The organism is Pedobacter heparinus (assembly GCF_032678725.1).
Classification (GTDB): domain Bacteria; phylum Bacteroidota; class Bacteroidia; order Sphingobacteriales; family Sphingobacteriaceae; genus Pedobacter; species Pedobacter heparinus_A.
In genome coordinates, this window is record NZ_JAVTSC010000001.1 from 319893 (window position 1) to 332659 (window position 12767).

Below are 12767 nucleotides of genomic sequence, written 5' to 3' on the forward strand. Positions count from 1 at the left end.
TTACAATATATAGAGAAAATATTATATTAATATAGATAACAGCAAGTTGATATTTGCTTTAACCAATTTATAAATCTTTAATCGCCAAAATGAAGGGTCTCCCTATTTTCGATCTTGCTATAATTGTCATTTACCTTATCGGGATGATATTGGTAGGGATTTATTTTTCCCGCAACAATAAAAATTCAGACCAGTTTACCAAGGCTTCGGGTTTAATACCTGGATGGGCCATAGGTTTATCCATCTATGCTACCTTTCTGAGCAGCAATACCTTTTTAGGTGTACCTGGAAAAGCATTTGGCGGAAATTGGAATGCATTCGTATTCAGCCTTTCTATGCCGCTGGCAGCCTGGGTGGCCTCCAAATATTTTGTGCCTTTTTACCGCAATACCGGAGAAATTTCGGCCTATACGCATCTTGAACATCGATTTGGTGCCTGGGCACGTACTTATGCCGTGATCTGCTTTCTGCTTACCCAGCTGGCACGTATGGGCTCTATCTTTTTCGGGATTGCCCTGAGCTTACAGGCCCTAACCGGTTATTCCATGCAGATGATTATGGTGGTGATGGGTGTTTGTATCATCATTTACACCGTACTTGGCGGTATTGAGGCCGTAATCTGGACAGAGGTAGTGCAGGCCGTAGTGAAAACGTTCGGTGCCTTGCTGATCCTGTACCTCATCATCACCAATATGCCAGGTGGGGTAGCTAAAGTGATCGAGATCGGTAAAGCCGCAGATAAGTTTAGCCTGGGGAGTTTTTCTCCTGATTTTATCAGTTCCTCCTTTTGGGTGGTATTGCTCTATGGTTTCTTCATCAATCTGAACAACTTTGGTATGGACCAGAATTACATACAGCGTTACCATACCGCTTCTTCCTCAAAAGCTGCCTCCAAATCAATTTGGCTATGTGTATGGTTGTATGTGCCGGCATCGCTGATGTTCTTTGTTATTGGTTCTGCTTTATATGCCTATTACGACGTAAACCCGGATCTGATTGCATCTATAAAACACCAGGTAGCTGTAGAACGCCTGCCTTTAAGTGCTTCAGCTGCAGAAATCTCCAATCTGGAAAAAACTTTACAGCCTGCTGATTACGGCGATAAAATTATGCCACATTTTATGGTTACAAAAATACCCGCTGGTTTGGTTGGTCTCATTGTGTCGGCAATCCTGTCTGCCGCAATGAGTACCATCAGTTCTGGTATGAATTCATCAGCTACCGTGTTTACAGTAGACATCTATAAAAGATATTTTAAACCTGATATCACCGAAAAACAAAACCTGTCGCTTTTGCACCTCGCTACTGTTGGCTTTGGTTTGCTGGGAATGGGGGCCGGGATTGCCATGATTGGTGTAAAGAGTATCCTTGATGTGTGGTGGGAGCTTTCCGGCATTTTTGCAGCAGGCATGCTCGGTTTGTTTTTACTGGGGATTGCAAGCCGGCAAACAAAAAACCATGAGGCATTCATTGCAACCATGATTGGTATTGTAGTCATCATCTGGATGACCTTCTCTTCACATCTGCCTGCGCAGTATGAGTTTCTTAGAAATCCGCTCCATAAAAATATGATCATCGTAGTTGGCACCCTAAGTATTTTCCTGGTGGGTGTCTGGCTCACAAAATTGAAAAAGAAAATATAAAAATCATTACATAATATACAATGGAAAACTCACAAAAAGGGTTCATCCCGGTCATGCTTACGCCTTTTTTTGACAACGGCGACATAGATTACGGTGCACTTACCCAACTTACAGAAGTATACCTAAAGGCCGGAGCCTCAGGCTTATTTGCCAATTGCTTATCGAGCGAAATGTTTGAACTGAGCGATGAAGAAAGAATAAAAGTGATCAGCCATGTCATTAAAGTGGCCGACGGCGCAGTACCTGTAGTAGCGACAGGTACATTTGGAGGCGAAATCAGTAAACAGGCCGATTTTGTAAAACGGGTAAACGACCTGGGTACGGAAGCCGTGATCATTATTGCAAGCCTGCTTGCGGCCGAATACGAAACGGATGCTGTATTTGATGAAAGGGTTTTTGACCTGATCAGTCAAACGGTGGCTATCCCTCTGGGCTTTTATGAATGCCCGGTGCCTTATAAAAGAACACTGAACGCTGCACAGTTACAAAGGTTTGTAGAGACCGGTAGGGTGATCTATCATAAGGATACCTGCCTGGACCTGGAACAGATCAAAGAAAAACTGGCAGTAACACAAGCTTATCCCAAATTTGGCTTGTACGATGCCTATATGGTACATGCTGTAGATTCTCTAAAAGCAGGTTCAGCAGGCTTATCCTGTATCCAGGGTAATTATTTCCCGGAACTGATTGTATGGCTGTGTAAGCATTATAATGATCCACAATCGGAAAATGAGGTGCAGCGTGTGCAGCAGTTCATGATTGATAATATGGATGTGATGCACAACGTTTACCCGGTTGTTTCCAAATATTTTCTGCAGAAAAGAGGATTAAAGATATCCACCTTCACCCGCAGGGATGTAGGTAACTTCAGCGGCGCTGTAGTTAAGGAAATAGAAGGCCTGTTTGACAATTACAGCAGCCTGAAAAATGAGCTGGATATACAGGTGATGATTTAAGACCCTATTCGTTCAGATATTTACGTTTATAATCCAAAGGGGTCATGCCTGTTACTTTTTTAAAATGCCTGTAGAAATTGGAAACATTGTTAAAACCACAATCAAAGCAGATCATTTCTGTAGGCAGTTTATTCTCTATTAAAAAGCGACAGGCATGACTTACGCGGATCTCTATCAGAAAATCATAATAGGTTTTCTTGGTCATCAGTTTAAAATACCTGCAAAAAGAAGTAATGCTTAAATTGCTTAAAGAGGCAATCTCTTCCAGAGTGATATCGTTCTTATAATTGGTCATGGTATAGTTACAGATCTTATTGATGCGCTGGGTTTCCGATTCATTACTCTGATAAAAGGTATTTTTGCCGGTTACTATGGTAGCATATTCATCCGTTTCGGCCAATGTCTTTAAAATGGACAGCAGGATAATGATCCGGTCCAGGTTGGTGGCCTCAATAGAAGAGCTCATCAGTGCGGCCAGTTTGTCCTTTGTTTTTCCGTTGATGATCATTCCGCTTTTTGCTTTTTCAAACAACTTAGGTATCAGGTAAGCCTCTGGCAGGTTTAACAGGTACTTGCCTAAACAATCAGGCAGGAACTGGATAACCATAGCCTCTATTTGCAAGTCAGGATTATTTTGCAAGTACTCATCCTTGCTGCGCCAGGTATGTGGCAGGTTCTCGCCAAGCAGGATCATTTCACCAGGGCTGAAGTTGCTGATGTTGTCGCCTATGAACCGGACACCCTCACCTTTTATAACGTAGTGAAGTTCAAGTTCCGGATGGTAGTGCCAGATGTTCCCAAAATTTGGCCTGATGTCGTGCCGGATACTAAACGATCTTTGGGGCGTGCTCGGAATTTTATGAAAATGAGGCTTCATTTTATTTTTATATTTGAATATTATATTTATATTTAATTATTCAAAATGTTGTTTTTGCAAATAATAAGGGTTATTGATCAAATATAAGTTATTTAATGATAATATCCTACATTAATTTGCTAATAAGCATCAGTAATTGAAACGCAGTATTGCAGAGTTTTGTATAAGGCCGTATTGGCAATAACCAAATTATAAACCGACAAATTATTTTTTAGTAAATATTTTGTTCAGTAATAAATTAAAATGCAAGGGGTAAACAAAGAAATTATTCTGGTTTCAAGTGGTGATCTGAGACTGTCAGCAAATCAAAATTGCTGGGAAGCGCAGTCGCAAATGGAGCGTGAGCTGAGTAGGGCAATTGGTAAACTAGGCTGGACGGTAAGACGCGCCCATCCTTATGATGCCAATAAAAAACACGGCTTCATTGATTCCCAGAGAATGGGGATGGACGTATTCCGGAATATCAATCCCGAACAGCCTTTAATTGTTGCTGAAAGTGTCTGGCAATATTCACATCATGTATTTGCAGGTTTAACTACACATAAAGGACCGATATTAACTGTGGCCAACTGGAGCGGACAATGGCCCGGCCTGGTAGGTATGCTCAATTTAAATGGCTGTTTAACAAAAGCAGGTATAAATTACAGCACCTTATGGTCTGAACAGTTTACAGATGATTTTTTTATTGCCGGGTTAAACGAATGGCTGGCAACGGGAAAAATACACCATAATCTTAGCCATGTGAAAAGCCTGGCGCTGCACAAGCTTCCTTTTAATGAAGAAGAACAAGGCAGGAACTTTGCCAGAAAACTGAAAGAAAGAAAAGTGATCATGGGTGTTTTTGATGAAGGCTGCATGGGCATGTACAATGCCATTGTTCCTGATGAGTTGCTGCACCCCACAGGTTTCTTTAAAGAAAGACTGAGCCAGTCGGCGCTTTATGCGGCCATGACCCGGGTAAAAGATACAGAAGCAGAAGCTGTTTTGAACTGGCTGCTGAACAAAGGCATGCAGTTTAACTGGGGTACAAACCCTGAAACTGAGCTAACCAGGGAACAGACGCTGGACCAATGTAAAATGTACATTGCCGCGGTTCGTATTGCTGAGGAGTTTGGCTGTGATACGATTGGCATCCAATACCAGCAGGGGCTAAAAGACCTTACTGTAGCCAGCGACCTGGTAGAGGGTTTATTGAATAATGAAGACAGGCCCCCTGTATTTGCAGAAAACGGTAAAGAACTTTACGCGGGCAAAGCATTGCCCCATTTTAATGAAGTAGATGAATGTGCCGGAATTGATGCGCTCCTTACCTATAAGTTATGGAAAGAGCTGGGGATGGAGGGCGAAAATACTTTGCACGACATCCGTTGGGGTGAACATTACAAAGGAGCTGGAATTGACGATTTTGTATGGTTATTTCTGATTTCGGGCGCAGCACCGGCCGCTCATTTTACCGGCGGCTATGCGGGCGCCAGCAGCGACAGGCAACCTGCTATGTATTTCCGTTTGGGTGGGGGCACCCTTAAAGGGATCAGCAAACCTGGCGCAATTGTCTGGAGCAGGGTATACGTCACAAATAATGAACTGCATTGTGATTTAGGAGTAGGCGAGGTTGTTGCTTTACCTGAAGAAGAAACTTACAGGCGCTGGAACAACACCACACCCGAATGGCCTATAATGAATGCAGTATTAAAGGGTGTAAGCAGAGACCAGTTAATGAGCCGACACAAAGCGAACCATATACATGTTGTATATACAAATGATGAGGCAGCAGCGCACAGTGCTTGTCGCATAAAAGCGGCAGCGATGGATGAGCTTGGCCTAAAAGTGCATTTCTGTGGAGATGTGAACCTTTAGACCCCAGATTTTAAAAAAGAATACTAACCAAATTAATAGATTATGAAACGTGTTTACCTATTACTGGCTATATTGCTATCGGGCGTTGCAGGCGTGTTTGCCCAGAATAATGCCATTCCTGCAAATGAAAAAGAGGCTTATCTGAAAGTAATCAGCCAGCGTGCCGATAAAATTGCAGCAGTACTCGATATCAAGGATCAGGCAAAACAACAGAAAGTCAGTAACATCATTCGTGATCAGTACAATAACCTGAACGATATTTACGCTGAACGCGATCAGAAGGTTAAAGCATTAAAATCAGCTAATGAAGGTGATAAAGTGGCAATAGAAGCCGCTGTTAAAGCTGAGGGCGTTAAAGTAGATGCCAAACTTGCCAAACTGCATAAAAAATATCTAGCTAAACTTTCTTCCGAGTTAAGCGAAGCGCAAATAGACCAGGTAAAAAACGGAATGACCTATAATGTATTGCCGATCACTTACAAAGCCTATCAGGAACAGATCCTGACGCTTACTGAAGAACAGAAGAAACAAATTTTTGCCTGGTTAACCGAAGCCAGGGAACATGCCATGGATGCAGAATCGGCAGAGAAGAAACATGCCTGGTTTGGCAAATATAAAGGAAGAATTAACAATTACCTGTCTGCTGCAGGATATGATTTAAAAAAGGAAGGACAAGAGTGGGAGAAAAGAAGAAAGGCGGCCTATTTGAACTGACATTTACTTTAAACCAAACCAGTTAGCTGCTAATACTTATTATAGCGCATTAACAATCAATCTACATTGATTTAATAAAGGAACCAAGTATCAACAAAATAAACCAAGTATGAATATTAAACTTTTACGAACATTAAAAGGGATAGTACTGTTGTCCCTGCTTATTTGTGCGTCTTCGTATGCACAGGTACAGAAAATCACAGGTAAAGTTACTGACGGTATCGATGGCGGGCCTATGCCTGGTGTTAATGTCAGCATTAAAGGCCTACCCAGTAATGTTTCCACAAATGCAAATGGTATTTATACCATTCAGGCTAACCCTGCAACGGATGCATTGGTGTTTTCTTACATCGGATATACCAGGCAAACGATTAACCTGGCTGGTAAAACCAGCCTGGATGTTGCACTGGCTGCCGATAATAAATCGCTGCAGGAAGTTGAAATTATTTCTGTAGGTTATGGTACCAAGAAGAAATCCGATATATTGGGTTCTGTAGCAACAATTACCGGAGCGGAAGTGATGGATATTCCGGCGCCAAATATCGCGGGTGCCTTAAGAAACCGTATTGCCGGAGTGGGAGTGAGCCAGGTTTCTGGTCGCCCAGGGTCTTCAATAACTTTGAATATCAGAAATTCAACAGCGTCCGAAACTGTGCAGGGAGCTACAGCTGAACCCTTGTATATTATAGATGGAATTACAGTAGGGCGTGACGCCTTCGATGCTGTGGATCCTTCCATGGTAGAAAATATCACCTTCCTGAAAGATGCTTCAGCTGCCATTTATGGTGCTGCAGGTGCTAAAGGCGTTGTATTGGTTACAACTAAAAGAGGTAAAATTGGTAAGCCCAGCATCAGCTATAATGGTTATGTAGGTGTATCTGATGCATCCAGGACTCCCGAGATGTTAAGTGGTTTGGAACATGCAACATTATTGAACGACACTTACAGACTTTATAATGCCTCAGAATCAGCCTTCTTTTCTCAGGCAGACCTGGACTATATAGCGGGGACCAATTACAAAAGCTGGTACGATGAATTATGGAAATCTGCTACAACTCAAAGGCATAATTTAAGTATCTCAGGCGGAAGCGATAAGATTACCTTTTTTGCAGGAGGCAGTTATCAGAATGAAAACGGTAACTATGCCGGACTAAAAGTTGATAAGTATGGTTTCAGAAGCGGTTTGACGGCCACCATTGTTGAAGGACTGAAAGCAGATATCGCCTTTAACGTTGATCATAACCTTAGGAGAAGTCAAAATACTGTTAGTGAAAACGATGCCGGCTTTTTTGAATCTATCATATCCGTACCAAGATGGGTACCCATTAGTTTTAATGGCCTGCCTGTGAATTTTAATAATGGCTCACCACGTAATCCATTAGGTGTGTTGCAATCTGGATATTATGACGATAGAAAAAGTCAGTCTTATCGTGTTAATGCCAGTTTAACTTATCAGCCTAAATTTTTAAAGGGTTTAACTGCAAAGCTGCAGGTATCACAAGGCGGTGGAAATTCAGCAAGCACACAATATGATCCGCCTTATAAATTGTATAACTTCCTAAGGATAGGAAACAATTCAGCAATTTATAGTGATCAACCAGATCCGGTAACACCTTTTTTTGAGGCGGTTACTGTTGCAAACTCCAAAGTGATGCCAGGTTTGAGCAAGGAAAGCAGTTATCAAGGCTTTTTTACCCTGCAATATGCTAAAACAATTGGTTTACACAGTTTCGATATGATTGCGGGTGGTGAACAAACAGAGGGTTCATCTGAAGATCTAAGTGTATACTGGAGAAATCAGCTCATACCGGAAGCAGATGATTACTGGGCTTTTGATCCTAATACTTTAACACGTCAGAGCAGAAATATCTTTCAGTCTACAAAACGCTCATTTTTTGGACGTTTCAGTTATGATTTTGATAAGAAATATCTCATCGAAGGAGTTGCTCGTTTAGATGCCTCATCAAACTTTGCTTCAGGTAACAGATGGGGATTAGCACCCAGTATTGGTTTGGGTTGGATAGTGAGTAAAGAAAACTTTTTCAAAAATAATGTATCCTTTGTTAACTTTTTGAAGTTGAAATTTAATTATGGTATTGTTGGAGATGACAGAGTTACGGAAAGATTATGGCAGGAAAGATACACCATAGATGTATCAAACGGATACCTCTTTGGGAGTTATAATGGAAATGGTCTGAACCCATCGGTATATCCAAATCCAGACATCACCTGGGAAAAAAAGGAAACCATAAATGTCGGTGTAGAAGCTTCACTTTTTGACAGTAAACTGGATGTTGGGGTAGAGTTTTTCCGTAACCGGACATTTGATGGTTTTGACAGAGGAAATAATAACAGGTATCCATTATATGCAGGTTTCACCGCACCTGTAATAAATTATCGTGAGGCTTACAACTGGGGTTCTGAATTTAGTATTGGTTACAGGGCAACATTAGCCAAAGATTTAAGGTTAAGTACCAGTGTTAACTTTAGTTACGGAAACTCTGTAGTTGACAGAATGATCTACGCACCAGGTAACCTGCAGGAAAACAGACCAAATGAATGGCTTGCCCTTTCATTCGGAACTGATCCAAGAAAATACAACAGCAGTAACATCGGGCTTAAAACAATAGGTATGTTCAGAACCCAGGGAGAAATTGACGCCTTCCTGCTAAAAAATCCTAACTATACTTTATATGGTAACGTACCACAACCAGGATGGCTGTACTACGAAGATGCCAACGGAGATGGCGTAGTTAATGATCTGGATATGGCGCCGATGTTTGACAATACCACCTCGTTTTTTGCCTCAGGTATTAATCTGAACTTATCTTATAAGGACTTCAGTTTGAGCACCAATATCCTTGCCCGCTTTGGTGGGAAAGTATTTTACGATAGCCGTGCCCGCATAGCTCCGTCAAATACCAGAAACATACTGAATATCTGGCAAGACCACTGGACACCTGAAAGCCCAATGACAGGTAAGTATCCAAGATTCGATGATCCTTCACTTACCAAAAATTCTGATTTTTGGGCGGTTGATGGAACCACTATCCGGGTAAATAACATGACTTTAAGCTATAAACTTCCGGTTAAAATAGCAAACAGATTAGGTTTGGGTGGCGCACGGATACTGGCAACAGGTAATAATTTATGGACACTGGTAAATCCTTTGAAATATAAAGATCCATATACCTCAAGTGCATATGATTATCCAATATTGAGAACAATTTCCTTAGGTCTAAGTGTAAACTTATAATATTTAAGTAATGACAAAACGATATAAAACAGTTGCTAAAAAATACCTGATGGTTTTCGCAACGGCAGTAGCTTTACTTTCTTCCTGTAAAGTTAATGATGACGACTTTTTTGAATTGAGAGATAGAAATGGGATAGATGCAGCCATATGGAACACAGAAGGTTCTGTACAAATGCACCTTAACCGGGCTTATGATGTGGTTATGCCGCAGTTCCTATTTCAGGACCATAATACCAACAATATGAACGGCCGTTATGGCGTACATTTTGCAAGTGATGAAAACTTTTTTCCTGCGGCAGACCAGTGGGCAAGAGCTGCATTGGGTTTACAAGGGGAATTGGGAAATAATGACATCAGGTTTGCGGGTAATGTATATACCGGCAACGCCGGAGGCAACAAGTATATGGACATTGCAAGATGTAATGATGCCATCGCAAATATACCTGGTGGTACTATGGCTCCGGCGCTTAAACGCTCCTTTCTTGGGCAGTATTATGCCCTGAGAGCCATGGTGTATTTTGAATTGGTAAAAGTGTATGGTGGTGTACCTTTGGTATTGACACCCCAAAGTCCGGATAATCTAACAGTAAGTGGCCGGGCAAGTGCGCGTGAGTGTTTTCAGACCATTACCAACGACCTGGATTCGGCTATTACCAATTTGAACGGTATAGTTTGGGATGATGCCAGCGGCAGAGGTAAACTGGATAAACTGGCTGCTACCTGTTTGAAGGCAAAAGTATTACTATACTGGGCAAGCCCGCAGTTTAACCCTGGCAATGATGCCAGTCGCTGGGCTACAGCTCTTGAAGCCAATAAAACCGCTTATGATTTAGCTGTATCCTCGGGCCGTGTCCTTTTGCCTAATTATGCTTCAATATTTCAAACTGAAGGTACTGCAAATACAGAAACGATCATCGTAAGAACTTATTCCAGTACATTGGAGCGGAGAGGACATGACGGAGAAAGAAGATCAAGACCATCCTCTGAAGGAGGCTCTCCAAACCAGGGATATCGCGCTACCACCAGGTTGCTGGATGCTTACCCGATGCTTGATGGTAATCCAATCGGTTCACCAGGACAGTACACCTATGATGACGTGATGTTCTGGCAAAACCGGGATCCAAGATTTAACGCAACAATTGCTTATAATGGAGGAATATGGGCATTGAGCGGTAAGGCGACAAGAAAGCAATGGACATATACAGGAGCTATAAGCGAAGCCAACTTAATGCCGGTATATTGTAAGCGTTTTACTACACCCGCACTGACGGCTGCTGCATCAGCCTACACCAATAATATTGGTGGCAATGGAATGGACTGGATCGAAATGAGATTTGCTGAAGTGATCCTTAATTATGCGGATTGCGCAAATGAAACCGGAAACCTGTCACTTGCGAAGGATATGGTGCGCAAGATCAGAGAAAGAGCAGGGATCAAGGTTGGTGCTACACCGGCTAATGATTTTGGTTTAGGATCTGTAACCACTGCTGCAAGAATGCGTGATTTAATCCTGAACGAGAGAATGGTAGAATTTGCATTCGAAAATAAACGCAACTCTGATTTACGCAGAACACGCAGGATGCACTTGCTTACTGGTAACATGACAAGTATCGAAATAGAAGTGATAGGCGGTACTAACGTTAGAAACGCTTTAGAAGTGGTTGTTAATCCAACTACCGGCGATAGGTTTAGAGAAACGCTAAATTTGGAGAACAAAGCTGTTTACAGTCAATATTTTAGAAAGAACATTGTTGGCGTTCAGGGCTACCTGCCTTACAATATACCTGAGTTTCATTACTTCTATACTTTTAACACCGACTTCGTGAACACAGGTGCGAACATACAAGCTACAATCGGTTGGGCCGGTGGTACATTTGATCCACTTGCTAATTAATACAAATAGTTATTGTTCAAAAAACAAAATGATATGAAATCTAAAAATATCTTAATAGGTTGTCTTTTCACGGTCGCAATAGGCCTTACATCCTGTAAAAAAGATTCTGAAAATATATTCAATATGTTCACAGACGTTTCTGTAACCTATAATGCACTATCGCCGTTAAGTGTTACAGATTATAAGTTGGTAAATGATGGTGATATGATCAACATCGATTATACCATTACTTCAGCAAATGAAGATATGTATTCTATTACATTCGAAAGATCGGTAGGCAGCAGCAGTACACAGACGCGTACAAGCACTGCAATAACAAACGAGGGTCAAAGAAGGCAGATTACTGGTCAGTTTTCGTTAAAAATGCAAAGAGATGGAAAGACCAGCTTTCGTGTTTATCCCTTAAATAAACTGGGTTATTTTATGGGAGATGGAGGTAAGACCATTACTGTAGAAGTTTCACCAAGTTACATCCATACGGTAAACCGAAGGGTGTATTTCCCAGATACTACTACCCGGGTGGCCCCATCTTTTTATTCTATAAAAAGAAGTGAGTCTTTTAGTTATTCCAACGGGCAGGCCAATGCTGCAGATATCGATTTTGGACTTTATAGAAGAATGAATGTTAATCCCACAACTGGTGCGATTACCTATACCTATAATATCTATGCGCTGGATGCAAACCCTAACCCGCTAACCGTTTACGATGTTAGCACATGGGTAAAGAGGCCTACTAAATTTAGTGCGCCAGTAACCGGTGGTACAAATGTATATCGTAATACTATAGGCTCTTCTTCAATTATTGAGGAGGAAGCTAAGAAAAGAACAATTAACCTTACCCAGACTACAACTAATTTTGTAGCAGGATCAATTGTTTATTTCCTGACTCCAGAAGGTAAATATGGGGTTTTACATATTAACAGTATAACCAAAGATCTGGATGGAAAACCTTATATAGATATCAGTATAAAAACCCAAAAGTAATTATTATGTTTGGTTTAAAGGCTGCTACCGAAAGGGGCAGCCTTTTTTTATCTCCATTATTTTCAATTTAGCCACCGATCATTATAAATTAAAGTTCGGTTAAACAGGGTAATTAGGTTAAATGGAAAGCCAAACTGTCTCGTCCTGCTATAGCTTGTCATTAAAAACAGAAAAATGGTAACAAAAAGTAAAGACAAGACAAAAATTGCAACCAGGAAACCCTGTGGGCGATTAGGTGATGATGTTAAAGAGAAAATCGTATGCGAAGTTAATTCAGGTATTCTTAGTAAGCGGGCTGTTGGCCGCAAATATGGTTTACCTCCAAGTACCATAGGAAATTGGCTCGAGAAGCGTAATTTAGCTATCTTGGTACATTCGAAGACATCTAATATACTTTCAGCGATGGACGAAAACCAGGAGACAAAACTTCTTAATAATCAAACCCGGCAAAAGCAGTATGCTGATGTTGTTAAAGTGATTTATTATCAGGTGATTGTACAATTGGACCAGATAAAATGTTAGAGATTTCCGTCGTTTCATATGTACAGGTTTCCTTATACCAGGTTTATAAAACCTAAGAAAATAA

The 12767-nt window shown here is 41.2% G+C and carries 9 protein-coding genes; 8 read left to right on the top strand and 1 reads right to left on the bottom strand.

Going from position 1 to position 12767, the window contains the following annotated elements; translation table 11 throughout:
• Window positions 1–89 precede the first annotated feature (89 nt).
• A complete protein-coding gene (locus R2Q85_RS01355; protein WP_316809935.1) occupies window positions 90–1643 on the top strand; it encodes a sodium:solute symporter in 1554 nt (517 codons plus the stop codon).
• A gap of 20 nt (window positions 1644–1663) precedes the next feature.
• Window positions 1664–2599, top strand: coding sequence for a dihydrodipicolinate synthase family protein (locus R2Q85_RS01360; RefSeq protein WP_316809936.1), 936 nt, complete (start codon window positions 1664–1666; stop codon window positions 2597–2599).
• A 4-nt stretch (window positions 2600–2603) separates the two neighbouring features.
• Here the strand turns inward: R2Q85_RS01360 and R2Q85_RS01365 are convergent, their stop codons facing one another.
• The gene (locus R2Q85_RS01365) at window positions 2604–3476 is read right to left on the bottom strand and encodes an AraC family transcriptional regulator (RefSeq protein WP_316809937.1); all 873 of its coding nucleotides are present in this window, start codon (window positions 3474–3476) and stop codon (window positions 2604–2606) included.
• A 243-nt stretch (window positions 3477–3719) separates the two neighbouring features.
• On the opposite strand from R2Q85_RS01365, the gene R2Q85_RS01370 reads away from it, so the two are divergent.
• The 6 genes from R2Q85_RS01370 (at window position 3720) to R2Q85_RS01395 (ending at window position 12703) form a co-directional block, all read left to right on the top strand.
• Window positions 3720–5333: a fucose isomerase gene (locus R2Q85_RS01370; RefSeq protein ID WP_316809938.1), complete on the top strand. Its 1614-nt coding sequence runs from the start codon at window positions 3720–3722 to the stop codon at window positions 5331–5333.
• Window positions 5334–5375: 42 nt separating this feature from the next.
• Entirely contained in the window at window positions 5376–6047 is a 672-nt protein-coding gene (locus R2Q85_RS01375) for a DUF3826 domain-containing protein (RefSeq protein ID WP_316809939.1), read from the top strand.
• Between the two features lie 109 nt (window positions 6048–6156).
• Complete coding sequence (locus R2Q85_RS01380; RefSeq protein WP_316809940.1) at window positions 6157–9303, top strand: SusC/RagA family TonB-linked outer membrane protein; 3147 nt, start codon at window positions 6157–6159, stop codon at window positions 9301–9303.
• A gap of 10 nt (window positions 9304–9313) precedes the next feature.
• A complete protein-coding gene (locus R2Q85_RS01385; protein WP_316809941.1) occupies window positions 9314–11197 on the top strand; it encodes a RagB/SusD family nutrient uptake outer membrane protein in 1884 nt (627 codons plus the stop codon).
• Between the two features lie 33 nt (window positions 11198–11230).
• Window positions 11231–12181 (top strand): hypothetical protein, encoded by a 951-nt coding sequence (locus R2Q85_RS01390; protein WP_316809942.1) that lies wholly within the window; start codon window positions 11231–11233, stop codon window positions 12179–12181.
• A 174-nt stretch (window positions 12182–12355) separates the two neighbouring features.
• Window positions 12356–12703, top strand: coding sequence for a hypothetical protein (locus tag R2Q85_RS01395; protein WP_316809943.1), 348 nt, complete (start codon window positions 12356–12358; stop codon window positions 12701–12703).
• Window positions 12704–12767 lie beyond the last annotated feature (64 nt).

Excerpts from the sequence above, each read along its gene's own strand:
- R2Q85_RS01380 (WP_316809940.1), top strand. The coding sequence starts at position 6,157 with ATGAATATTAAACTTTTACGAACATTAAAAGGGATAGTACTGTTGTCC.
- R2Q85_RS01370 (WP_316809938.1), top strand. The coding sequence starts at position 3,720 with ATGCAAGGGGTAAACAAAGAAATTATTCTGGTTTCAAGTGGTGATCTG.
- R2Q85_RS01355 (WP_316809935.1), top strand. The coding sequence starts at position 90 with ATGAAGGGTCTCCCTATTTTCGATCTTGCTATAATTGTCATTTACCTT.
- R2Q85_RS01395 (WP_316809943.1), top strand. The coding sequence starts at position 12,356 with ATGGTAACAAAAAGTAAAGACAAGACAAAAATTGCAACCAGGAAACCC.
- R2Q85_RS01385 (WP_316809941.1), top strand. The coding sequence starts at position 9,314 with ATGACAAAACGATATAAAACAGTTGCTAAAAAATACCTGATGGTTTTC.
- R2Q85_RS01390 (WP_316809942.1), top strand. The coding sequence starts at position 11,231 with ATGAAATCTAAAAATATCTTAATAGGTTGTCTTTTCACGGTCGCAATA.
- R2Q85_RS01360 (WP_316809936.1), top strand. The coding sequence starts at position 1,664 with ATGGAAAACTCACAAAAAGGGTTCATCCCGGTCATGCTTACGCCTTTT.
- R2Q85_RS01375 (WP_316809939.1), top strand. The coding sequence starts at position 5,376 with ATGAAACGTGTTTACCTATTACTGGCTATATTGCTATCGGGCGTTGCA.
- R2Q85_RS01365 (WP_316809937.1), bottom strand. The coding sequence starts at position 3,476 with ATGAAGCCTCATTTTCATAAAATTCCGAGCACGCCCCAAAGATCGTTT.